This window comes from Azorhizobium sp. AG788 (assembly GCF_004364705.1).
Taxonomy (GTDB): domain Bacteria; phylum Pseudomonadota; class Alphaproteobacteria; order Rhizobiales; family Xanthobacteraceae; genus Azorhizobium; species Azorhizobium caulinodans.
In genome coordinates this window covers 42,842-66,298 of record NZ_SOBM01000004.1, presented here as the reverse complement: position 1 = coordinate 66,298, position 23,457 = coordinate 42,842, and the positions used below count along the sequence as shown (strand labels likewise).

The following is a 23,457-nucleotide window of genomic DNA, read 5'->3' as shown; positions in this document are numbered from 1 at the left end:
GGCACCTCACACGGGCGGATGGGGAATGGCGGCGATGAGTTCGCGGGTGTAGGCGTCCTTGGGCGCCTCCAGCACCTCCTGCGAGGTGCCCTCCTCCACCACGCGGCCCTGCCGCATGACGATGACGCGGTCGCACAAGAGGCGCACCACGTGCAGATCGTGGGAGACGAAGAGATAGCTCATGCCGAGCGTCTGCTTCAGCTCCTCCAGAAGATTCAGCACCACCGCCTGCACGGACACGTCCAGCGCCGCCGTCGGCTCATCGAGAATGACGAGATCGGGCTTGAGGGCAATGGCGCGGGCGATGCCGACGCGGGCCTTCTGGCCGCCGGAGAGCTGGTGGGGGAAGCGGTCCAGCAGGTCGAGGGGCAGGCCCACCATGCGGGCGAGTTCCTCCACCTTGTCGTCCAGCGCCGAGCCGCCGCCGATGCCACCCATTCCACCCATGCGCAGCAGCGGGTCGGCGATGGCGCGGGAGGCTGTGTAGCGCGGGTTCAGGCTCTCGGTGGGGTCCTGGAACACCATCTGGATGCGCCGGCGCAGCGGATGGTGCGCAAAGCTGCGGGCCGGAATGGCGCCGATGTCCTGCCCATCGAAGGTGATGCGGCCCGAGGTCGGGTCAATGAGCCGCATCACGATGGTGGAGGTGGTGGACTTGCCGCAGCCGCTCTCGCCCACGAGGCCGACGCTCTCGCCCTTCTTCACCTCGAAGGAGATGCCGTCCACGGCGCGGAAGATGAGGTCCTTCGGGTCGGGCGCCTTGCCGGTGAGCTTGGCGAGGAAGGTGGAAGGGGCGCCCTGGCGGGGATATTCCTTCAGCAGGTTCTCCACCTTGAGCAGGGGTTCACCGGGCGACGAGGCTGCTTCCGCCGCTGGCGTGGCCGGCGTAGCGGTGGACTGCGCCCCCTCCTCCGCCGGCAGCAGATCGCGCAGCGAGATCCCCGGCCGGGGCGTCGCGCGCATCAGCTTGCGGGTGTAGGCGTGCTGCGGGTTGCGGAAGATCTGCTCGGCGGGGGCGGTCTCCACCACCTTGCCCTTCTCCATCACCATCACCGTGTCGCAATAAGCGGCGGCAAGGCCCAGATCATGGGTGATAAGGATGGTGGACATGCCGCGCGCCCGCGTCAGCTCGGTCACGAGATCCATCACCGCTTTCTGGGTGGTGACGTCGAGGCCCGTGGTCGGCTCGTCGGCGATCATCAATTGCGGCCGGCAAGCGAGCGCCAGCGCGATGACGATGCGCTGGCACATGCCGCCGGACAGCTCGAACGGATAGGCGTGATAGCGCTCCTTCGGCCGGGCGATGCGCACCTGGTTGAGGATGTCGATGACCTTTTCCTTCACGTTGCGCGGCTCGGCCTGCACGTGCTGGAGCAGCACGTCGCCGATCTGCTGGCCCACCGTGCGGATGGGGTTCAGCGCCGCGCGCGGATTCTGGAAGATCATGGACATTTCGCGCCCGCGCAGATCACGCATGGCGCGCTCGTCCGCATGGGCCACATCGATGCCGGAGAAGGTGATCGAGCCCTCGGCGATGCGCCCGGCGCGGTCGAGGATGCGCATCACCGTATAAGAGGTGACGGACTTGCCCGAGCCGCTCTCGCCCACGATGCCGAGGGTCTCGCCCTTGGCGAGGGTGAGGTTCACCTTTTCCACCGCGCGCACGAGACCCCGGCGCGTGGCGAATTCAACGGTGAGGTCGCGGACCTCCAGCAGGGGGCCGCGCGCCTCTTCGGCGGGGGCCTGCTTCAGGGCGGGATCGATGACGCCGTGCATGGGTCCGGTCCTCACGTGCGACGCTGGGGATCGACGATGTCACGCAGACCATCGCCCAGCAGGTTGAAGCAGAAGACGGCGAACATGAGCGCGAGGCCCGGAAACAGCGCGATCCACCATTCGCCGGAAACGATGAAGGTCGCGCCCTCGGCCACCATGATGCCCCACTCGGCGGTGGGCGGGCGCACGCCGAGGCCGATGAAGGAGAGCCCCGCCGCGTTGAGGATGGCGTAGCCCATGGTGAGCGACATCTGCACCATCATGATGGGCAGGATGTTGGGTAGGATCTGCGTGAGCAGGATGCGCCATTCGGAATTGCCGGTGAGGCGGGCGGCCTGAATGAAGCCCGCCTGCCGCCGGATCGCCGCCTCGGAGCGCGCCACGCGGGCATAGAGCGGGAAATTGATGATGGCCGTGGCAATGACGATGTTCGTCACCGTATTGCCCAGCGCCGCCACGATGCCCATGGCCAGCACGAACAGCGGGAAGGCCATGATGGTGTCGCAGATGCGCCCGACGATCCGGTCCGTCCAGCCGCCGAAGAAACCCGCCGCAATGCCGGCGATGCCGCCCGCCGCGAAAACGAGAGCCACCGAGAAGACCGCGATGGCGAGATCAAGCCGCGTCGCCACGATGACACGGGAGAAGATGTCCCGGCCGAGTTGGTCGGTGCCGAACCAGTGGGCGGCAGTCGGCGGCTTCAGCGCATTCACCGTGTCCGAGGCCAGCGGGTCATAGGGCACGATGAAGGGGCCGATCAGCGCCGCCACCACGAGCACCAGCAGCATGAAGAAGGCGAGGCCCGTGACCGGATTGTCAGAGATCACATATTGGGCGTGCTTCAGCGTCGCCGAAAGGCCGCCGGAGGCGCGGCGGCGGGCGGGTTCGGAGGAGATGGCGGTCATGCTTCGCTCCGGGCGCGCGGATCGATGATGCCGTAGGCAAGGTCGATCACGAGGTTGAGGACGACGTAGAGGATCGCCATGGCGAGCACGAAGCCCTGGACCGGGGCGAAATCGGAGGAGATGAGCGCCTCCACCGCATAGGAGCCGATGCCGGGCCAGGCGAACACCTTCTCCACCAGTACATTGGCCCCGAGCAGGAAGGAGAAGACCATGCCCAGCGTCGTCACCACGGGCAGCATGGCGTTCCGGAAGGCATAGGTGACGATCACCGTCTTGGAGGTCAGCCCCGCCGCCCGCGCCGTGCGGATGAATTCCGAGGAGAGCACCTGAAGCATGGAGGCGCGGGTAATGCGGGCGATGGGCGCCAGCGCGAAGATGGCGAGCGTCAGCGCCGGCACCACGAGCTGGGCCAGCGCGGCGCGGAAGGTCTCGCCGTCGCGGGCGATCAGGCTGTCGATGAGATAGAAGCCCGTCACCGTGTCTGGCGCGGAATAGAAGACATCGAGCCGCCCCAGCGGCGCCGGTGCCCAGCCGAGGCGGAAATAGAAGAGATAGACCAGCAGCAGGCCGGTGAAGAAGACCGGCAGCGAGACGCCCGCCGTGGTGATGAGCCGGCAGGCGTGGTCGATCCAAGACCCCTGCTTCACGGCGGCCGCGATGCCGAACGGCACGGCGATGACGAGGGCGAGGATGAGGCCGGAAAGGGTGAGTTCGGCGGAGGCCGGTAGGCGGGTGGCGATCTCCTTCGACACCGGCTGGCCGGTGGAGAGAGAAGACCCGAGGTCGCCCTTCGCCAGCGCGGACACATAGTCCACGAACTGCACCGGCAGCGGCTTGTCGAGCCCGAGCTTGGTGCGGATTTCGGCAATTGCCTGCGGCGTCGCCGCGGGGCCTGCGAAATAAGCGGCCGTGTCGCCCGGCAGCACGCGGGTGAGAAGGAAGGTGACGATGACGACGCCGATGAGGCTCGGGATCGCAGTGGCGAGACGGCTGCCAATAAGCTTCAGCACGGCACCCTCCTGATGGTTGTCCATGGGGCGGTCGGCGGGGGAACCGGAAGACAGGCCGCCGCGCCCGCCTCCCGGCCCGCTCCCCCGCAGGAGCAAGATGCGTGCCCGCCGATCCGGCGAGCGCGCGATGGGGCTCTGGTCCAGCCCCTGGAATCTTCTTCCCGGCCCGTTCCCCCTCCCCAGCCCTCCCCCGCAAGCGGGAGAGGGGGCCTGTCGCGCGCACGGCGAGGGCGAGCCAAGGAAGACTGAGCGAGAAAGCCCTCTCCCGCTTGCGGGGGAGGGTCGGGAGGGGGCATTCGGGACGCGCGTGGCGCGCGACCCCTACCCCAGCAGGCAGCCTCAGCCCTTCTGGAGCGCGCGGTAGTCGAGCCGGCGGTGGAACCAGTATTCGTAGCCGGTCACGTTCTTCTGCATGGCGACGTTCACATACGGCTGGAACAGCGGCACGCGCGGCACGTCGGCGAAGGCGAGGTCCACCATGCCCTTCACGTCCGCATCATAGGCCGCCTTGTCGCCGTTGGCGGCGGCGGCGCGGGCGCCGTCGATGAAGGCATCCATGGCCGCAGACTGGTAGCTCATGGTGTTAAAGACCGAGTTGGAGCCGTGGTAGCACCAGAAGAAGAAGTATTCCGGATAGTCCAGCCAGCCCGAGAAGACGTTGGTGAAGAGCGGCAGCTCCTTCTTGTTCAGCTCGGTGCGCCAGTTGGCGCCAGGGATCTTGTTGATGGTGGTCTTGATGCCGATCTGGGCGAGGCTCTCCTGCACCAGCACGCACAGAGGCTCATTCACACCGGCAAAGCCGAGGTCGAAGGAGAGCGTGGTCTCGAAGCCATCCGCATAGCCCGCCTCGGCCAGCAGCGCCTTCGCCTTGGCGATGTCGGGCCTGTATTTGGTGGGCTGCGGCCAGGCGACCTTGGTCTGATAATCCGCCGGTGCACCGAACATGGGATTGGCGAGGCCGAACAGCACCGCTTCCATGATCTTCTCATAGGGCAGCGCATAGGCCACCGCCTGCCGCACCTTCGGATTGTTGAAGGGCGGCTTGGTGACGTTCATGCCGATGTACTGCACGCCGTTGGAATAGGGCGTGGAGATGATGTTGAGCTTGGGGTTGGACTTCAGCTCGGCGAAGTCCTTGTTCGGCAGGTCGTAGGAGATGTCCGCATCGCCCCGCTCTAGGAGCGCGCGGCGGTTGCCGGAAGACGGCACCATGCGCCAGATCACGCGCTTCACCTTGGGCAGCGGGCCGCCCTTCCAGTTCTCGAAGCGCTCGAAGATCACTTCCGTGCCCGGCGTCCACTTGGTCACCTTATAGGCGCCGGAGCCCACGGTGTTCTGCTTGGTGTATTCGAGGCCCCAGGGGTCCTGCGCGGTGGCGTTCTTCTTCACCAGCTCGGAATTGATGACGCAGGGCACGATCACCGCGAGATCAGGAATGGTGAGGCGGTCCTTGCGGATGAAGTCGACGCGGATGGTGCGGTCGTCCACCACCACGAACTGCTCGGGCTTCTCCAGCGAGCCCGCCTTCATCTGGAAGGTGGGGAAGCCGCCGACGGAGACGGCGCGGTCCAGCGACCACTTCACATCCTTGGCGGTGACAGGCGTGCCGTCCTGGAAGATGGCGTCCTTCTTCAGCTTGAACGTCACCGACATGTCGCCGATGCTCATGTCCTCGGCCAGTTCGCCCTCGAACTTGTCGCGGTCGTAATAGGGCGTGCCGTTCACGTCCTTCATGGGGTGGGTGATGAGGCGGTCGTAGCAGTTCCAGCTCGCCTCATAGCCGGGCACGTTGGTGCCGACGCCGTGGATGTCCAGATTGTTCGGCCCGCTCTCGGAGACGATCAGCAGCGTCTCGGACCGCGCCTGCGCCTTGGCGGGAGAGAAGACGGCGGGCGCGGAAACGGCGGCGCCGGCAGCAGCGGCGGTGGCGGAAGCGGTAGTGAGAAACTCACGGCGGTTCATAGGCAAGGATCCCCGTCTGAAAGCGGCCTCGCCCAACCATTCAAGCACTATGCCAATTGCATACTAAAACCTGAAAACGCTTATTATACATTATGTTAGATATTTTCGTAGCGGCTCATGCCCGGAGAGAAACGACATAAACAGATCAAAAATTGAGCATATTTTTTTCGTTGCATGCAGATATAGGCAGATACGCACCTTGTCGCCGCCTTTGGCCCCCTCCGGAGAGGGAGCCAAGGAGGGACGGAGCCGCTAAAAGCCCGCCAAATGCATGGGATCCCGATGGGGGAACTCCCGAAAAACCGCATCCCAGCTTCTAACATGGCCATCGGTCGCATCCGCCCATGGGGCAAAGCGATCCAGATACCGATTGGCAATGGAAGGCACGCCCCAATCATCTTCACGGTGTGTCATGGGCTGAAGCACGACCAGCTTAAAATTCCGCGCCAGGAATTTCTCGCGCAACAGGGAGACCACCTTCTCAGCCCGCTCTCGCACATCAGACTCCTCGGTCGTATAAAACAACACCTTGGATTCCGTGGAAGAAAGAACCGTTTTAAACTTTTTAATCAAATACAGCGCCTTGGATTGATGAGCTTTCAAGGCCTCCGTCTCACCGTGAATCTCCGAAAGATCAGCATCCACCCAATGAAAATGGTAATCATGGGACTTATCCCTTACCAAATTACCATTCCCTTCGTAGATCAGATTTCCGGGCTGGACAACGTTCGAAAAATCGGAATCGAGTATAGATATGAGTGAATTGAATTCAGTAACATTCCACGAAAAGAATCCAGATCGGTCTTCCTGCAAGACCCGACGGAACTGGAATGCAGGTTCACAGTTGCGGCCAAGAGAAATATAATGATCGTAACGCATTCGGCCTTCCTCTACACCCCGATCTGTGAACATCATTTCCAGGAGCAAGGCACCCAGGACAAAGTCGCGAGCTGCGCGCGTTTACGCGAGCAAAGTGCATGCGACATTCGCAACCCTAACCTTTTGCCATGCTTGCAGGACCATTGCGCCACTGCACGAAATTGCGGCGCAGCCCAAAACGGACGGCGAATTTGCGACAGCATGCCGTCACGACAACGTTTCTATTGCGGCGGCAAGCCCGCCACGTGCTCTGCCATCAGTCGTCGGTAGCGCAGCGCCGAGAGCGGCAACATGGCGAGATAGAGAACGCTGCACACAGACAGAACCAACCAGGGGTAACTGGCCAGCAGCCCGGCAAACACCGCGAAGAGCACGAACAGCGGCAGCACCATATCCCGCCGGACCCGCTTGCCGAGCGTCTTGCCCGACCAGGCAGGCACCTTGGAGATCATCAGCACGCCGATGGCGAGGCAATAGATCAGCGCCATGGGCGCACTCAGGGTCACGTGCGGAATGCCGAGGAGTTCCAGATAAACCGGCAGCAGCACGGTGATGGCGCCTGCCGGAGCCGGAATGCCGGTGAAGAAGTCGGCGGTGAAGGCCGGACGGTTGGGATCATCCAGCATCACGTTGAAGCGGGCGAGCCGCAGTGCTGCGCAGATGGCGAAGATGAGGGCGCCGATCCAGCCCAGCGAGCCCGCCTCGTCCAGCCCCCAGAGATAGAGGATGAGCGCTGGCGCGCAGCCGAAATTCACGAAGTCCGCGAGGCTGTCCAGCTCTGCCCCGAAGCGCGAGGTGCCCTTCAGCGCCCGCGCCAGCCGACCGTCCACGCCGTCCAGCAGAGCCGCAAAGACGATGGCCGCCAGCGCCAGTTCCATGCGGTGCTCGATGGCCATGCGCACTGCGGTCAGGCCCGAGCACAGGGCCAGCAGGGTGACCATGTTGGGCAGCAGCAGCCGCAGCGGAATGCGGGCGAAACGGCGCGGCCGCTCCGTGCTCTGGCCGTTGGGGTCGAAGGGCGGGAAAGGCAGGGTCATCTCAGCCTCACGAGACCCGGAAGGCGATGTCACGGGTGGGTGCGGCGTCGTAATCGGCGAGGATGGTCTCGCCGGCGACGGTGAGTTGCCCCTCGGAGACGAGAACCCGCGTGCCCACGGGGAGATAGACATCGACCCGCGAGCCGAAGCGGATGAGGCCGAAGCGCTCGCCGGCGCCGATCGTCTCGCCTTCATGCACGAAGCTGACGATTCGCCGGGCGATGAGGCCCGCGATCTGCACCACGCCCACCACACCGTTGGGGCCGTGGATGATGAGGCCGTTGCGCTCATTGTCCTCGCTCGCCTTGTCGAGCTCGGCATTGAGGAAAAGGCCCGGCTTGTAGGCGATCTTCTCGATGCGGCCGGTGACCGGCGCACGGTTCACATGGACGTTGAAGACGTTCATGAAGATGGAGATGCGCAGCAGCGGCACCTCGGAGAGGCCAAGCTCGCGCGGCGGAAGTGCAGGGCCGATCTGGGAAATACGCCCGTCCGCCGGCGCCACCACGAGCCCCTCGCGCAGCGGCGTGACGCGCTGCGGATCGCGGAAGAAAAGCGCGGTCCAGATGGCAAGGCCCACCGCCAGCATGCCGAAGAAGGTGGACACCGACAGGAGGCCGATGGCGATCACGACCGCAATGGCGATGAAGGGATAGCCCTCGCGATGGATCGGAACGAGCGACTTGCGGATGGAGGTGAGAACGGACACGCGTGTCTCCGGATGCGCCCCGAGGGCTTTTCTGGCGCCAAGAGGTAGTGGCGGGGCGCTCCGGCGTCAAATATCCTGCGCGGAGGGCAGCCATGTGGCAGCCCTACCCCGCGCCGATCCGGCGTCAAAGCACCCGGCGGGCCGGCACACGGAACTTGGCGTCGATCACCTCGATGCCTCCCGCCTCGTGATAGGTGTGGACCCCGGTCGCCACCGCCTTGCCCTGCCGGGGCACATGGTCCGGCGTCACGACAAGGGCGACGTGTTCCGCATAGTGGCCCGCCGACAGTTCATCGACCATGTTGAACTCCAGCGCCCGCCCGTAGCTGCCGGACCCGTCCTGGCTTGGCCGGAACAGCTTTCCCGACCGCTGGAACAGCGCACCCGCGCCGCGCGCCCGGCGCACGTCATAGGACAGGGGGTTCTCCGGATGCGGCTCCCACGGGCCGTGAAGCGTCTCGGAGAAGAACAGATGCAGGCTGGAGGTGCGGCTGCGCAGATCCACGACGGTGGCGAACAGGTACCAGTGCCCGTCCTGCTGCCAAAGTGCCGCATCCACGACATTGCCCTGCAACAGCACCCGGTCCTTTTCCCAGTGATGCGGAAACGCCACGGCCCGGTAGAGCGCCAATTCCCCGGCCTCTAGGCTCTCCGGCATCATGAAGATCTCGCCCTCGGCCTCGAAGACCTGGGGAAACGACAGGTGAAAGGGCAAGGCGAGGCAGGGGGAGACAGGGCCGATGCCGTCTGCACCGATCTGCGCCACGCTGATGATGGCCGGCTGGCCCCGATAACTGTCGCACTCGAAGAAGACGTAAGGCTGGCCGTGGTGCCAGAACACGAACGGATCCGCGTAGCACAGGCCCTTGGGCGACGGCACGAATGCGAATCCAGACAGGTCCACGCTGCCGCGCTCGGGCTGCACGGCGAAGGTTGTGCCCGAACGGCGCACCGCGATCTGCCAGTGCTCCACCTGCCGCGGACCGAATTTGTGGCGCAGCTTGCAGGCGAGCGTGCCCAGAAACCAGCGCAGGAACTCGCCGTTGGATGGGGTCCGGTAGATGACCCGCCGCCCGCGATAGGGCACGGCGGGATAGGCCTGCGCCAGCAGATGCTCGATCCCTTGCTCGTGCAGCACCTTCAGGCGGGCGATGACGAAGTGGACGGAGCCCCAGAAGACCGTAATCCGGTTGCGCCGGACGGAAATGGAGAGGTCGTTGGAAAAGATGCCCTTCTCCAGCACCGTCCCGCCGTCCAGATGCTGATCGAGGATCTGGAGCACGGCGCCGGAGCGCGGATTGCCCTCGGCCATCTCCCAGAATTGCGGCGGCGCGCCGCGATAGAATTCCGGATCGCCGTGATGGTAGGACCAGATCCCACAGCGCGCGGCTGTGAGAATATCGCCTTTGAGGATGTTGAAGCCGAACCGCAGCAGCACGTCCAGCTTGTATTCCCGCACGGTCTCCACCGCTTCGGCGGGAAAGCGATGGACAAAGCCGCTCGCCTGGGGCTCGACCACGAGGCGCGGAATGTCCGAGAGTTCATGGCTCACATCCACCATGCGCAGAGGATCGGCCTGCGGGTTGCGGGCGAGCTTCTCCTCAAGCCTGGTATAGAGGGCGTAGCAGAAGGTGCGCCGGCGCGCCTTGGTGCGCAGGACGCGCCACGCGCGCTTAAGCCAGCTGAGCTTTTCCGCAAGCTGGCTTTGTCCGTCCTTGCGCTCCACCACCAGAACGATGTCGGCGAAATCGCACGCGCGAATGTGCTCGATCACCGCCGCCGCAAAGGCCGGAACGTGATCGCCATCGACCAGCAGGCCGATCCGCAATCTGGGGCCCGCTTGGTCCGACTGGAAATAGAAGCGATCAATCACGGGGACACCCACCGCACGAATTTACCGCATAGCATGGGAGCCCGTCTTGTGTGCAAGTGGGATTGTTCCAATCTTGCACGCCTGCGGGCGTCCACACCGGCTATGGCGGGCGGGGCAATCAGCGCGGTGTCAGACGGCCGAACTCGGCTCCTCTTCGCGATGCGCCACGAGATGCGGCTCCTCCCGCTGCGGCTCGGCCTCCGGCTCCGGTGAGGCGGCCGCCTCCAGCAGCTTCTTGCGGGCGTCGTCCGCCTCGCGCTGGCGCTGCCAGAGGGCAGCATAAAGACCGCCCTTGGCGAGCAACTCCGGATGCGTGCCCCGCTCGGCCACACGCCCCTGCGAGAGCACGAGGATTTCGTCGGCATTGATGACGGTGGAGAGGCGATGGGCAATCACCAGCGTCGTGCGGCCGCGCGACACGCGGTCGAGCGCGTCCTGGATCTCCCGTTCCGTATGGCTGTCGAGCGCGGAGGTCGCCTCGTCGAGCACCAGAATGGGCGGCGCCTTCAGGATGGTGCGAGCGATGGCCACTCGCTGCTTCTCGCCGCCCGAGAGCTTCAGCCCGCGCTCGCCCACCTCGGTCTTGTAGCCCTTCGGCGTCGCGCGGATGAAGGCGTCGATCTGCGCCAGACGCGCCGCCTCCTCCACCTCTGCCTCGGTGGCGTCTGCCCGGCCATAGCGGATGTTGTATGCGATGGTGTCGTTGAACAGCACGGTGTCCTGCGGAACCATGCCGATGGCGGCCCGCAAGCTGTCCTGCGAAACATCACGGATGTCTTGCCCGTCGATGGTGATGCGCCCGCCCTTCACGTCATAGAAGCGGAACAGCAGGCGCGAGATGGTGGACTTGCCCGCGCCGGACGAACCGACGATGGCGAGCGTGCGCCCGGCCGGCACCTCGAAGGTAACGCCCTTGAGGATGTCCCGGTCGGGGTCGTAGGCAAAGCGCACGTCCTCGAAGCGGACGGTGCCTCCTGCGATCTTCAGCGCCGGCGCGTCCGGCCGATCCTCTATCTCGGGATCGCGGGCCAGCACCGCGAACATCGCCTCGATGTCCACGATGGCCTGCTTGATCTCGCGATAGATCATGCCGAGGAAGTTCAGGGGCTGGTAAAGCTGGATCATCATGGCATTGACCATGACGAAGGCGCCCAGGCTCTGGCGGCCGGCGCGCACGTCATAGGCCGCCATGACCATCACCGCCGTGAGGCCGAGGGTGAAGATGAAGGCCTGCCCGGCGTTCAGCCACGCGAGCGAGGTGAAGGTCCGCACCGTCGCCTGCTCGTAGCGCGCCATGGAACGGTCGTAGCGGTTGCGCTCGCGCGTCTCCGCTCCGAAATACTTCACTGTCTCGTAGTTGAGCAGGCTATCAACCGCCTTGGTGTTGGCCTCGGTATCGCTCTCGTTCATGTCCCGGCGGATGGCGATGCGCCACTCGCTGGCCGCATAGGTGAACCAGGTGTAGAGCGCGACCGTCAGCGACACCGCCACCACATAGCGCCAGTCGAAGGCGAACAGCAGAACCGCAAGCACCAGCACCATCTCGACGATGGTCGGCGCGAGTTGGAGCACCAGCATCCGCACGATGGTCTCGATACCCTCGCGGGCCCGCTCCAGCACACGGGTAAGGCCGCCGGTCTTGCGCTCCAGATGGAAGCGCAGGGACAGGGCGTGCATGTGCTCGAAGGTCTCGGTGGCGAGCCGGCGCACCGCGTGGAGCGCCACGGCGGCGAACATGCCGTCGCGCAGCTGCGTGATGCCCGCCATCACGATGCGGCTGAAGCCATAGGCGAGCGTGAGAAGGACGGGAGCCGCCAGCAGCCACGAGATGTCGGGGTCGCCCTGCCCGTCCGGCACATGGGCCAGCGCGTCGGTGGCCCATTTGAAGATGAAGGGCACCGCCATGGTGGCGAACTTGGCGAGGAACAGCAGGACGGTCGTCGCCATCACCCGGCGCTTCAGGTCCGGCCGGCCCACCGGCCAGAGATAGGGCCAGAGCGCCGCAATGGTCTTGCCGAGCGCGCCGCGGGCCGCCGAGACGCCCTTGAACATGCGGCGGCGGGAGGCCGCGGCCGCAGGCCCCGGTGTTGAAAGATCAGTCATGGGTACCCACTTTGACAGTCATATCGCCCGCAGGGGCGGTCTCGGGAGCGGCCGCAGGCGGCGCTCCCTCTCCGGTCTCAGCGGGGCTGGGTCGTTCGAGAGCCGCGAACAGCGCAAGGACATCGTCACGCAAGGCGGCAATCTTAGCCTTGTCGAGGCAGTAGCAGATGCGCGTGCCGTTCGGCGCGGCACGCACGAGGCCCGCTTCGACGAGGATCTTTATGTGTTGCGAGACAGTCGATTGCGCCAGAGGCAGGCCCCGGACGATCTCGCCGCACATGCAACCCTCCTGCCGCGCGAGTGTTCGCAACACAGCGACCCGCGCGGGATGGCCAAGAGCGCGGAGCATTGTCGCGAGGGTGTCGTCCGCGGCACTCATGGTCACGTCATCGGCAGGGGGCATCATCATCGTTGATCGTCGATAGACGATAAAGATGACATTCACAAGGCGGCGATGTCATTTGGCCCTTGCCGCCGCCACTCTTTCGGAAAGGAGCCGGTCCGCTAAGATGGCCGGAGAATGAACGTGCAAGCCCCCAAAGACCCAGACGGCACCATGGCCACCATCGACAGCGTGTGTGTTTACTGCGGCGCGTCCAAGGGCGCCGACCCGCGCTTCGTCGCCGAGGCCCGCGCCTTCGGGCTCGACCTCGCACACAACGGCATCCGTCTTATCTATGGCGGCGGCGGCATCGGTCTCATGGGTGAGGTCGCGTCCGCTGTGGCGCTGAACGGAGGCGAGGTGACCGGGATCATCCCGGAATTTCTCATCTCCCGCGAACGGGCCTTCGCCCACAAGGCGGAACTGATCGTCACGCAGGACATGCATGAGCGCAAACGCCTGATGTTCGAGCGGGCCGATGCCTTCGTCGCCCTGCCCGGCGGCGTCGGCACGCTGGAAGAACTGGTGGAGCAGTTGACCTGGGCCCAGCTCGGCCAGCATGCCAAGCCCATCCTGGTGCTGAACACGGCCGGCTTCTGGGATCCCTTCCTCAAGCTGCTGGACCACATGCGCGACAGCGCCTTCATCCGCGACGCGGCGCCGGTGAACCTGCTGGTGGCGAACGAGGCGTCCGAAATCCTGCCCATGCTGCGCCGGGCCGTGGCGCCCCTTTCGGAGACGACCCTCCACACGCCGGGCGACGCGGAAGCCGTCGCCCGCATGTAAGCGCGTGATCTCCCGCCGGCCCCGCGCCGGCGGACGCGCACGACGGCCGGGCTGAACCGATCAGCTACGATAACGTAAACGCTCGCGCTTAGGGATATGTGATTTTCAGAAGAGAGATGGTGCCCAGGGGCGGAATCGAACCACCGACACTGCGATTTTCAGTCGCATGCTCTACCAACTGAGCTACCTGGGCGCCGGGCGGTGCGTGACCGCCTCAGAGCCGCGTGTATAGAAGGTACGGCCGGGCCTGTCCATAGGAGGGCGCCGGCAACGTGCAGCCTGTGGATATTTCGTCGGGCAAGTGCCCGAAAACCCCAGCAATCGCAACATATTCAGCCGCAATTCCCACGCAAGTGCCGCCCCGCGACCCACCTGAAACCGTCCGCAAAGGCTTCCGATTTTCTCGCAGCGACGATGGGCCCTGCGGCGGCGATCCCGTGCGCCCCGCCCGTCCCGCATGGCAGTTCCTCCGGCCTTAAGCAGGGATCCCCCGTCTCGGTATCGTCATGAGGCTCTGGGGCAGAGCGCCGTCATTCTCCCGCGGCGCCGGCGGAGGCCAGTCGTGCCGTTCACCCCAACCGCGCTCCCATCCGCAACCGCTCCGAAGCGCGCCTCCGAGACCCGCGGCAGGCGGCACTTTTCGGGTCGAGTACACATGGATAACACCGGGAAATCCTGTTTCCGTGCGGCTTTCCGAAAAACAGCGACAACAATGACCGGCAACGCCCCCTTGACGCGATACACCGCCATGGCCGAGGTAGCTAGACATTGAGTAGCAGCTTCAGACTGTCGAGATCACGACTTGGGCCGAGCCGACCCAAGTCTTGATATGCAGCCGCACTTTGCGCAGGCGGACAGTTGAATAGCTTTCAATACCATCCCCACCCCGCAGTGGATGCAGAAATGCCCAATCGTTCCGTTCTGGCCAAGCGCCTGCAATATCTCCTTGCCGCGACCGCATTGAGCCTGCTGGCCCAGCCGGCCCTCGCGCAGAGCGCCAATTCGTTCCTGACCCCCGAATATTATCGCTCAGGCGCCCTGGCGCAGGTGAACGCGGCCGCAGCCTATGCGCTCGGCTTCACCGGCGCCGGCGTGACGGTTGGCGTGGTGGACAGCGGCCTCGATACGCGGCATCCGGAATTCACCGGCAGGATCGTGCCCGGCTATGACTTCGCCAACAATGTGCCGATCCAGCTCAATGAGGATCACGATACGGACGCGAGCTCGCCAGCGCACGGAACGCATGTGGCCGGTATCATCGCCGCCGCACGGAACGGCACGGAGATGCAGGGCGTCGCCTATAACGCCAAGATCCTTCCGGTCATCTATAATGAAAGCACAAACAATCCGGACACGTACTTTTCCGCAGCCTGGACCTACATCGCTGCGCAGAATGTGCCCATCGTCAACAACAGCCTCGGCCTGAACGACTGCGTCCGGCGCCCGACCGACAAGTGCAACGTCACCGAATATACGCGTGCCGAGGTCGATTCCCTGTATCCGACGATGCTCGCCTCCATGCGGGCGACCGCGGCGGCCGGGACGCTGATGGTGTTCGCCACCGGCAATGAGGCCCAGTCCAGTCCGGACGTGCTCGGCGGCATGCCCTATCTGGTGCCGGAGCTGAAGAACAACTGGCTCGCGGTCGGAGCGGTGGATGCGAACAACACCATCGCCAATTTCAGCAACCGCTGCGGCGTCGCCAAGGACTGGTGCCTCGTGGCGCCGGGCGTCGCCATCTATTCCACGGTGACGCTGGGCGAAGGAACCGGCACCGATGGCGGTTATGGAGACAAGTCCGGCACCTCCATGGCGACGCCGGTCGTCTCCGGCGTCGCGGCGCTGGTCAAGGAAGCCTTCCCCTGGTTCACCGCCTATGACCTGCAGCAGACGCTGCTCACCACCGCGACCGACCTCGGCGCGCCCGGGGTGGACGACGTCTATGGCTGGGGCCTTGTGAACGCCGCCAAGGCCGTGCTCGGCTATGGCCAGTTCGTCACCACGACGACGCTCGACACGAAGGGCTATAGCTCCACCTTCAGCAACGACATCTCCGGCACCGGCGGGCTCGTCAAGGCGGGCACCGGCACGCTGACGCTCATCGGCACGAACACCTACTCCGGCGGCACCACCATCACAGGCGGCACGCTCCAGATCGGCAATGGCGGCACGACGGGCTCCATCACCGGCAACGTTCTGGACAACGGCACACTCGCCTTCAACCGCTCGGACGCGCTCACTTATGGCGGCGTGGTGTCCGGCGCCGGCAATCTCGTGAAGGCGGGCGCCGGCACGCTCACCCTCACCGGCGCCAACACCTATACCGGCGGCACGACGATCAGCTCTGGGACGCTCCAGATCGGCAATGGCGGCACCACCGGCGCCATCGTCGGCAATGTGGCCAACAGCGGCACGCTCGCCTTCAAGCGTTCCGACATGCTGACCTTTGGCGGCGCAGTCTCCGGCACCGGAAGTCTCGTCCAGGCCGGCACCGGCACCACCATCCTCACCGGCACCAACACCTACACCGGCGGCACGACCATCAGCTCCGGGACGCTCCAGATCGGCAATGGCGGCACCTCCGGCTCCATCATCGGCAATGTGGTGGACAATGGCACGCTGGCCTTCAACCGCTCGGACAGCTTCATCTTCAGCGGCGCCATCTCCGGCACCGGCAATCTGGTGAAGGACGGCGCCGGCACCCTCTCGCTCACCGGCAACAATTCCTATACCGGCCTCACGGCGGTGATCGGCGGCCAGCTTTCGGTCAACGGCGCCTTTGCGTCCCAGCTCGCCATCGGCAGCTCGGGCACCTTGCGCGGCACCGGCACGCTGAACGGCCCGCTGGTGGTCGCCGGCCGCCTCGCCCCCGGCAACTCGCCCGGCACCCTCACGGTGGCCGGCCCGGTCACCTTCGCCTCCGGCTCCACCTTCCAGACCGACATCGACGGCACGGGAACGGGGACCGGCGTGGGCAATTACTCGCGCCTCGTCACAACGGGCTCCAGCGGCACGGTGACGGTCACCGGCGGCACGATTAGGCCGACGCTGCGCGGCATCACCGGCAGCGCCACGAACAGCTACACGCCGAGCCTCGGCAGCAGCTACACGGTGATCCAGACGAGCGCCGGTCTTGCCGGCTCCTTCTCGGGCCTCGCCCAGCCGGCGAGCGGCCTGCCCACCTCCACGCGCTTCGATGCGCTCTACACGCCCACCAGCCTCAGCCTCGTGGTGACGCCGCTCTCCTATGGCACGCTGGCGGCGAACGGCCTTGCCAGCACCGCCAACACCAATGCCACGGGCGCGGCGCTCGACAGCTTCCGTCCGACGGCCGGCGTTGCCATGGCCGGCACCACCGGCCTCCTGTTCGGCAATCTCTACACCCTCACCCCGGCCGCTTTGCCCTATGCCCTCGCCCAGCTCTCGGGCGAGGCCCATGCCTCCGCGGCCGCGCAGGTGTTCGAGGATGCCCGGCAGGTGCGCTCGGCCATCTATGACCGCCTCGACGGCTCCGCCGCCGCCAAGGCCGGCACCGACAGCGCCCGGCTTTCCAAGAGCCTCGATATCGCCATCTGGGCCACGGGCTATGGCGGCTGGGGCAATGCCTCCGGCAGCGGAGCCTACAAGCTCGACTGGACGCAGAGCGGCTTCATCGGCGGCGCGGACGTGGAGGTGTTCGGCAACACGCGGCTCGGCCTTGCGCTCGGCACCGGCTCGTCGGCCGGCAATGTTGGCAGCCTGAATTCCAGCGTGGACAACAGCCATACGGATCTCGCCGCCTATGGTGCCACCCGCTTCGGCGCCCTGCTCGCCAAGTATGGCGTCGCCTATAGCTGGAACAACATCGACACCAGCCGCACGGTGGCCTTCTCCGGCCTGTGGAACCAGCTCGGCAGCAGCGCGGACGGCAACACCACGCAGGTGTTCGGTGAACTGTCCTACGACTTCAAGGTCAACCAGGCACAGGTCTCGCCCTTCGCCTCGGTCGCCTACGTGAAGCAGGACTTCGATGCCTTCGAGGAGACCGGCGGCGCGGTGGCGCTCTATGGCTCGACGCTCGGCACGACGACGACCCTCACCACGGTGGGTGCCCGCGTCAGCACCGACATCGCCCTCGGCAACGGCACGCTGACGCCCAGCGCCAAGCTCGGCTGGCAGCACGCCTTCGGCGACACCGCCACCGGAGCGACCATGTGGTTCGCGGGCTCCAACCCCTTCCTCGTCACCGGCACGCCCATCGCCCGCGATGCGCTCGCCCTGAACCTGGGACTGGCCTACGGCTTCACGAACAACGTCAGCGCCTCGGTCGCCTATGACGGCGTGCTGGCGGCGGATGCGCAGGACTCCACCCTCAAGGCCAATCTGAAGGTCGCCTTCTGACCGGCCTTCCCTGAAACGGGCGCGCTCCGGCCGGAGCGCGCTTCAGGGTGCGGCCGCGACCCGGGGCGGGGCCGCGGCCCGGTCTCCCGCCCCGTACCGGACACACACCGTGCGGGGCGGGAGACGGAACGCTCCGCCGGGACCCAAGGCAATTTTCAGGTTGATGATTGGCACCGACGCGCGCAGCGGTATGTTCTGCATCTGGTAGTTTGGTCATTCCCGCCCGAAAGGGAGGGAGGCCCGAGAAGGACATGAGAGTGCCGGACCGCAGAAGCAAAGCCGCCAAGGACGAAACCGAGACAGCCTCCTACATCACGGGTTCCGGTGCGCCCGCCGCCGGCGCGACCAGCCTCGAGCAGGCCCTCGGAATCCAGGTCCGCTCCATCCGGCGCCAGCTCGACCTCACCGTCTCCGATCTCGCCAATGCGGCGGGAATCTCCGTGGGCATGCTCTCGAAGATCGAGAACGGGCAGATCTCCCCCTCCCTCTCCACGCTCCAGTCCGTCGCGCGGGCGCTCAACGTGCCTATCACGGCGCTGTTCTCCACCTTCGAGGAGCGGCACGACTGCTCCTATGTGAAGGCGGGCCAGGGCGTCGTCATCGAGCGCCGCGGCACGAAGGTGGGCCACCAGTACGAACTGCTGGGCCACGGGCTCGGCGGCGATATCGTGGTGGAGCCCTATCTCATCACGCTCACGCAGGAAGCCGTGCCCTACACCAGCTTCCGCCATGGCGGGGTGGAGTTCATCCACATGCTGTCCGGCGAGGTGGTCTATCGCCACGGCGACCGCACCTACCACCTGCGGCCCGGCGATTCCCTCATGTTCGATTCCGCGGCGGCCCATGGACCGGAGGAATTGATCACCCGCCCGATGACCTATCTCTCCATCATCGTCTACAGTCGGCAGGCGGAGTGATTTTCTTCGCAGGAAAATAATATTCCCCCCATTGACGATTCCGGCGGCGCGACGTACCAAATCTCCATGGCCCCGAAGGGCGATGGAGCAACGCCATGTGCGGCATTGTCGGCATCTTTCTGAAAGACCCGAAGCTCGAACCCGAGCTCGGCCAAATGCTCTCTTCCATGCTCTGCGTGATGACCGATCGGGGGCCGGACAGTGCCGGCTTCGCGGTCTATGGCGCCGGCACGGCGGACCATGTGAAGCTCTCGCTGCGGGCAGCGGCGGGCTATGATTTCGAGGCGCTGGCCCGCAGCCTCTCGGTGAGCGCCGGCGGCGCGCCGGGCCTCTCCGTCCGCGCCACCCACGCCGTCATCGAGGTGCCGGCCGCTGCCGAGGCAGCGGTGCGCGCGGCCCTGGCCACCGACCATCCGGAGGTCGCCCTGGTGGGCTCCGGCGCCCGCATGGAAATCTTCAAGGAAGTGGGCCTGCCGAGCGACGTGGCGCTGCGCTTTGATCTATCGAAGATGCGCGGCACCCACGGCATCGGCCACACCCGCATGGCCACCGAAAGCGCCGTGACCACCGCCGGCGCCCATCCCTTCTCCACCGGCCGCGACCAGTGCCTCGTGCACAATGGCTCGCTGTCGAACCACAACGACCTGCGCCGCGTGCTCACCCGCGAAGGCCTCACCTTCGCCACCGAGAACGACAGCGAGGTGGCCGCCGGCTATCTCACCTGGCGCATGCGCGAGGGCGCGACACTCGGCGAGGCACTGAAGGCGGGCCTCGACGATCTCGATGGCTTCTACACCTTCGTGGTGGGCACCGAGAGCGGCTTCGGCGTGCTGCGCGATCCCATCGCCTGCAAGCCCGCCGTGATGGCCGAGACCGACCAGTATGTGGCCTTCGGCTCCGAATACCGGGCGCTCGTGGACCTGCCCGGCATCGCCAAGGCCAAGGTCTTCGAACCCGAACCCGCCACCGTCTATTTCTGGGACCGCGCAGCATGACCGCGCCAGCAACCGACCTCACCTTCGATCTCGCCGCCCAGCCGCTGCGCGAGTTGAACGCCGCCCTCCACAAGGCGGGCGTTGAGACCAACGCCCGCCGCTGGCATGTGGCGAACCCCAACGGCCGCCATGCGCTGGCGGTTGGCATCAACGCCCCGCTGGAGGTCGAGATCGACGGCCACGTTGGGTATTACTGCGCCGGCATGAACCAGCAGGCCCGCGTGACCATCAACGGCAATGCGGGCGTCGGCGTCGCCGAGAACATGATGAGCGGCTTCGTCCATGTGAAGGGCGATGCCAGCCAGGCGGCGGGCGCCACCGCCCATGGCGGCACGCTGCTGATCGAGGGCAATGCCTCGGCCCGCTGCGGCATCTCCATGAAGGGCGTGGACATCATCGTGAAGGGCTCCATCGGCCACATGAGCGCCTTCATGGGGCAGGCCGGCCACCTCATCGTATTCGGCGATGCGGGCGATGCGCTGGGGGACAGCCTCTATGAAGCGAAACTCTTCGTGCGCGGCACGGTGCAGAGCCTCGGCGCCGACTGCATCGAGAAGGAGATGCGCGAGGAGCACAAGGCGCTGCTGGCGGAAAAGCTGAGCGCAGCCGGCCTTGCCGGGACCATCGATGTCTCGGAATTCAAGCGCTACGGCTCGGCCCGGCGGCTCTACAACTTCCACATCGACAATGTCGATGCCTATTGAGCGGGAGACAACCATGACCGCGCACAACAACGTGCCCCGCACCCTGCCCCGCTTCTCCTCCACCTTCGATCCGCACACCCTGTCCGAGATCCGGCGCGCGGCAGCGACCGGCATCTATGACATCCGCGGCGGCGGCACTAAGCGCAAGCTGCCGCATTTCGACGACCTGCTGTTCCTCGGCGCCTCCGTGTCGCGCTATCCGCTGGAAGGCTATCGCGAGAAGTGCGGCACCGACGTGGTGCTCGGCACGCGCTTCGCCAAGAAGCCGGTCCGCCTCAGGACGCCCGTGACCATCGCCGGCATGAGCTTCGGCGCGCTGTCGGCCAATGCCAAGGAAGCGCTGGGGCGCGGCGCCTCGGCCATGGGCACCTCCACCACCACGGGCGACGGCGGCATGACGCCGGAGGAGCGCCAGAGCTCGCAGACGCTGGTCTATCAGTATCTGCCCTCGCGCTACGGCATGAATCCCAACGATCTGCGCAAGGCGGACGCCATCGAGATCGTGATCGGCCAGGGCGCCAAGCCCGGCGGCGGCGGCATGCTGCTCGGCCAGAAGATCACCGAGCGCGTCGCCGGTATGCGCACCCTGCCCGCCGGCATCGACCAGCGCTCGGCCTGCCGCCATCCCGACTGGACCGGCCCCGATGATCTGGAGATCAAGATCGAGGAGCTGCGCGAGCTGACCGACTGGGAAAAGCCCATCTATGTGAAGGTCGGCGCCTCCCGCCCCTATTACGACATCTCGCTTGCCGTGAAGTCGGGCGCCGATGTGGTGGTGCTGGACGGCATGCAGGGCGGCACCGCCGCAACGCAGGACGTGTTCATCGAGCATGTGGGCATCCCGATCCTTGCCGCCATCCGCCCGGCGGTGCAGGCGCTGAAGGACCTCGGCATGCACCGCAAGGTGCAGCTCATCGTCTCCGGCGGCATCCGCAATGGCGCGGACGTGGCGAAGGCGCTCGCGCTGGGCGCCGATGCGGTCGCCATCGGCACGGCGGCTCTGGTGGCGCTGGGCGACAATGATCCGATCCACGAGGCCGAATATCAGGCGCTCGGCTCCACCGCCGGGGCCTATGACGACTGGCACGAGGGCAAGGACCCGGCGGGCATCACCACGCAGGATCCAGCGCTCGCGGCCCGTCTCGATCCGGTGAAGGCCGGGCGACGCCTTGCCAACTATCTCGCCGTGATGACGCTGGAGGCGCAGACCATCGCCCGTGCCTGCGGCAAGAGCCATCTGCACAATCTGGAGCCGGAGGACCTCGTGGCCCTCACCATGGAAGCGGCCGCCATGGCTGGCGTGCCGCTTGCAGGCACCGACTGGATTCCGGGCAAGGGCGGCTTCTGATCGCTCACCCCACCCCGCGTCGTCCCGAAGGGCGGCGCGGGCTTTTCACATAAAGCCTCCCAGACGAACCAAATTCAGGGGAACACACATGGCCCGTTTGCCGAAGCAGGTGAAGGACGCGGAAGGCCGCGCCTCGGCCGCCAGCGCCAGCCTTGCGACGATCGCGCAGGAGCGCGGCATCAAGTATTTCCTCATCTCCTACGTGGACCTGTTCGGTGGCCTGCGCGCCAAGCTCGTGCCAGCCAGCGCCATCGACGAGATGCAGAAGGCGGGCGCGGGTTTCGCCGGCTTCGCCACCTGGCTCGACATGAGCCCGGCCGATCCGGACCTCTTCGCCGTGCCGGATCCGTCCTCCCTCATCCAGCTGCCCTGGAACCCGGAAGTGGGCTGGCTCGCCTCCGACCTCGTCATGGACGGCAAGATCGTGGAGCAGGCGCCGCGGTCGGTTCTGAAAGCCCAGCTCGCCCGCGCCGAGGCCCTCGGCTATGAGATGAAGAGCGGCGTCGAGTGCGAATATTTCCTCATCTCCGCCGATGGCTCGGCCATCCATGACGGATCGGACACCGCCGCCAAGCCCTGCTACGACCAGTCTGCCCTGATGCGCCAGTATGGCGTCATCAAGGAGATCTGCGACAGCATGCTCCAGCTCGGCTGGGGCGCCTATCAGAACGACCATGAGGACGCCAACGGCCAGTTCGAGATGAACTGGAATTATGACAACGCCCTCATCACGGCGGATCGGCACGTCTTCTTCAAATATATGGTGAAGAGCATCGCCGAGAAGCATGGCCTGCGCGCCACCTTCATGCCGAAGCCCTTCATCAACCTCACCGGCTCGGGCTGCCACGTGCATGTGTCGCTGTGGAAGAAGGGCGGCAACGCCTTCTCCGATCCGAAGGGGGAACTGGGCGTCTCGCAGCTCGGCTACCACTTCATTGGCGGCCTCATCCACAATGCGGATGCGCTCTGCGCCCTCACCAATCCGACGGTGAATTCCTACAAGCGCATCAATGCCCCGCGCACTATTTCCGGCGCCACCTGGGCGCCGAACACGGTGACCTACACGGGCAACAACCGCACCCACATGATCCGCATTCCGGACGCGGGCCGCTTCGAATTCCGCCTCGCGGATGGCGCGGCGAACCCCTACCTGTTGCAGGCGGGCGTGCTGGCCTCGGGCCTCGACGGAATCGAGAACGAGCGCGATCCGGGCAAGCGGCTCGACATCAACATGTACACGGAAGGCCACAAGGTGCGCGGCGCCAAGCGCCTGCCGCTGAACTTGCTGGACGCCCTGCGCGCACTCGAAAAGTCCAAGGTGCTGAAGGACTCCCTCGGCTCCGCGCTGGTGGACGGCTATCTGAAGCTGAAGACCGAGGAATGGAACGCCTATTCCCGCCACCTCACCCAGTGGGAACGCGAGCACACCCTGGACATCTGAGGGCGCTCTTGGAGATCCCGAACGCCCCTTCCCCCTCCCCATCCCTCCCCCGCAAGCGGGAGAGGGGGCCTGTTGCGCCAGCCGCAGCGACAGGTGCGAAATTCTGGCGGGGAAAGCCCTCTCCCGCTTGCGGGGGAGGGTTGGGAGGGGGCAGACCCCGATGAAAAAGAGCCCGGGCCCGAAATTTCCAAGCGGGCTCTGAAGCCCGATATCGCCGACCAAACCGGCCCCCGGCATGCCCATGCCGGGG

The 23,457-nt window shown here is 65.8% G+C and carries 17 protein-coding genes and 1 tRNA gene; 7 read left to right on the top strand and 11 right to left on the bottom strand.

What is annotated here, in order from left to right:
* Positions 1-6: 6 nt before the first annotated feature.
* The 10 genes from DFO45_RS10965 to DFO45_RS10920 form a co-directional block, all read right to left on the bottom strand.
* Positions 7-1,776, bottom strand: coding sequence for an ABC transporter ATP-binding protein (locus DFO45_RS10965; protein ID WP_133864894.1), 1,770 nt, complete (start codon positions 1,774-1,776; stop codon positions 7-9).
* Between the two features lie 11 nt (positions 1,777-1,787).
* Positions 1,788-2,681 carry an ABC transporter permease gene (locus tag DFO45_RS10960; protein ID WP_133864893.1) on the bottom strand — a complete coding sequence of 298 codons (894 nt, stop codon included), beginning with the start codon at positions 2,679-2,681 and terminating at the stop codon, positions 1,788-1,790.
* Positions 2,678-3,691 carry an ABC transporter permease gene (locus DFO45_RS10955; protein ID WP_133864892.1) on the bottom strand — a complete coding sequence of 338 codons (1,014 nt, stop codon included), beginning with the start codon at positions 3,689-3,691 and terminating at the stop codon, positions 2,678-2,680. Before DFO45_RS10955 ends, DFO45_RS10960 begins: the two co-directional genes overlap by 4 nt.
* Positions 3,692-4,030: 339 nt before the next feature.
* Positions 4,031-5,653: an ABC transporter substrate-binding protein gene (locus DFO45_RS10950; RefSeq protein ID WP_133864891.1), complete on the bottom strand. Its 1,623-nt coding sequence runs from the start codon at positions 5,651-5,653 to the stop codon at positions 4,031-4,033.
* 252 nt (positions 5,654-5,905) lie between these two features.
* The gene (locus tag DFO45_RS10945; protein ID WP_166657101.1) at positions 5,906-6,532 is read right to left on the bottom strand and encodes a DUF1796 family putative cysteine peptidase; all 627 of its coding nucleotides are present in this window, start codon (positions 6,530-6,532) and stop codon (positions 5,906-5,908) included.
* Positions 6,533-6,753: 221 nt separating this feature from the next.
* Positions 6,754-7,569: a CDP-diacylglycerol--serine O-phosphatidyltransferase gene (gene pssA / locus DFO45_RS10940; RefSeq protein WP_012170038.1), complete on the bottom strand. Its 816-nt coding sequence runs from the start codon at positions 7,567-7,569 to the stop codon at positions 6,754-6,756.
* A gap of 7 nt (positions 7,570-7,576) precedes the next feature.
* Complete coding sequence (locus tag DFO45_RS10935) at positions 7,577-8,278, bottom strand: phosphatidylserine decarboxylase (protein ID WP_133864889.1); 702 nt, start codon at positions 8,276-8,278, stop codon at positions 7,577-7,579.
* A gap of 124 nt (positions 8,279-8,402) precedes the next feature.
* Positions 8,403-10,151 carry a hypothetical protein gene (locus tag DFO45_RS10930; RefSeq protein WP_133864888.1) on the bottom strand — a complete coding sequence of 583 codons (1,749 nt, stop codon included), beginning with the start codon at positions 10,149-10,151 and terminating at the stop codon, positions 8,403-8,405.
* A 129-nt stretch (positions 10,152-10,280) separates the two neighbouring features.
* On the bottom strand, positions 10,281-12,203 hold the full coding sequence (locus DFO45_RS10925; RefSeq protein WP_012170035.1) for an ABC transporter ATP-binding protein/permease: 1,923 nt from the start codon (positions 12,201-12,203) through the stop codon (positions 10,281-10,283).
* Between the two features lie 43 nt (positions 12,204-12,246).
* Positions 12,247-12,603, bottom strand: coding sequence for a metalloregulator ArsR/SmtB family transcription factor (locus DFO45_RS10920; protein ID WP_245518087.1), 357 nt, complete (start codon positions 12,601-12,603; stop codon positions 12,247-12,249).
* A gap of 207 nt (positions 12,604-12,810) precedes the next feature.
* Here DFO45_RS10920 and DFO45_RS10915 point away from each other — a divergent pair, with 207 nt between their 5' ends.
* Positions 12,811-13,422, top strand: coding sequence for a TIGR00730 family Rossman fold protein (locus DFO45_RS10915; RefSeq protein ID WP_133865279.1), 612 nt, complete (start codon positions 12,811-12,813; stop codon positions 13,420-13,422).
* A gap of 117 nt (positions 13,423-13,539) precedes the next feature.
* On the opposite strand, the gene DFO45_RS10910 is transcribed toward DFO45_RS10915, so the two are convergent.
* Positions 13,540-13,615 (bottom strand) — tRNA-Phe (locus DFO45_RS10910).
* Between the two features lie 710 nt (positions 13,616-14,325).
* Here DFO45_RS10910 and DFO45_RS10905 point away from each other — a divergent pair.
* From DFO45_RS10905 to glnT, 6 genes are all read left to right on the top strand, one after another.
* Complete coding sequence (locus DFO45_RS10905; protein ID WP_133864887.1) at positions 14,326-17,802, top strand: autotransporter serine protease; 3,477 nt, start codon at positions 14,326-14,328, stop codon at positions 17,800-17,802.
* 251 nt (positions 17,803-18,053) lie between these two features.
* A complete protein-coding gene (locus DFO45_RS10900) occupies positions 18,054-18,719 on the top strand; it encodes an XRE family transcriptional regulator (RefSeq protein WP_081433936.1) in 666 nt (221 codons plus the stop codon).
* 95 nt (positions 18,720-18,814) lie between these two features.
* Positions 18,815-19,714: a glutamine amidotransferase family protein gene (locus DFO45_RS10895; RefSeq protein WP_133864886.1), complete on the top strand. Its 900-nt coding sequence runs from the start codon at positions 18,815-18,817 to the stop codon at positions 19,712-19,714.
* Positions 19,711-20,418, top strand: a complete 708-nt coding sequence (locus tag DFO45_RS10890; RefSeq protein WP_133864885.1) for a protein glxC — start codon at positions 19,711-19,713, stop codon at positions 20,416-20,418. Before DFO45_RS10895 ends, DFO45_RS10890 begins: the two co-directional genes overlap by 4 nt.
* Before the next feature lie 13 nt (positions 20,419-20,431).
* Positions 20,432-21,766, top strand: a complete 1,335-nt coding sequence (locus tag DFO45_RS10885) for an FMN-binding glutamate synthase family protein (RefSeq protein ID WP_012170028.1) — start codon at positions 20,432-20,434, stop codon at positions 21,764-21,766.
* 88 nt (positions 21,767-21,854) lie between these two features.
* On the top strand, positions 21,855-23,207 hold the full coding sequence (gene glnT / locus DFO45_RS10880; RefSeq protein ID WP_133864884.1) for a type III glutamate--ammonia ligase: 1,353 nt from the start codon (positions 21,855-21,857) through the stop codon (positions 23,205-23,207).
* Positions 23,208-23,457 lie beyond the last annotated feature (250 nt).

Coding starts and splice junctions, on each gene's coding strand:
- pssA (WP_012170038.1), bottom strand. CDS start 7,569: ATGACCCTGCCTTTCCCGCCCTTCGACCCCAACGGCCAGAGCACGGAG.
- DFO45_RS10945 (WP_166657101.1), bottom strand. CDS start 6,532: ATGCGTTACGATCATTATATTTCTCTTGGCCGCAACTGTGAACCTGCA.
- DFO45_RS10950 (WP_133864891.1), bottom strand. CDS start 5,653: ATGAACCGCCGTGAGTTTCTCACTACCGCTTCCGCCACCGCCGCTGCT.
- DFO45_RS10925 (WP_012170035.1), bottom strand. CDS start 12,203: ATGTTCAAGGGCGTCTCGGCGGCCCGCGGCGCGCTCGGCAAGACCATT.
- DFO45_RS10900 (WP_081433936.1), top strand. CDS start 18,054: ATGAGAGTGCCGGACCGCAGAAGCAAAGCCGCCAAGGACGAAACCGAG.
- DFO45_RS10915 (WP_133865279.1), top strand. CDS start 12,811: ATGGCCACCATCGACAGCGTGTGTGTTTACTGCGGCGCGTCCAAGGGC.
- glnT (WP_133864884.1), top strand. CDS start 21,855: ATGGCCCGTTTGCCGAAGCAGGTGAAGGACGCGGAAGGCCGCGCCTCG.
- DFO45_RS10905 (WP_133864887.1), top strand. CDS start 14,326: ATGCCCAATCGTTCCGTTCTGGCCAAGCGCCTGCAATATCTCCTTGCC.
- DFO45_RS10960 (WP_133864893.1), bottom strand. CDS start 2,681: ATGACCGCCATCTCCTCCGAACCCGCCCGCCGCCGCGCCTCCGGCGGC.
- DFO45_RS10885 (WP_012170028.1), top strand. CDS start 20,432: ATGACCGCGCACAACAACGTGCCCCGCACCCTGCCCCGCTTCTCCTCC.
- DFO45_RS10920 (WP_245518087.1), bottom strand. CDS start 12,603: ATGCTCCGCGCTCTTGGCCATCCCGCGCGGGTCGCTGTGTTGCGAACA.
- DFO45_RS10890 (WP_133864885.1), top strand. CDS start 19,711: ATGACCGCGCCAGCAACCGACCTCACCTTCGATCTCGCCGCCCAGCCG.
- DFO45_RS10965 (WP_133864894.1), bottom strand. CDS start 1,776: ATGCACGGCGTCATCGATCCCGCCCTGAAGCAGGCCCCCGCCGAAGAG.
- DFO45_RS10895 (WP_133864886.1), top strand. CDS start 18,815: ATGTGCGGCATTGTCGGCATCTTTCTGAAAGACCCGAAGCTCGAACCC.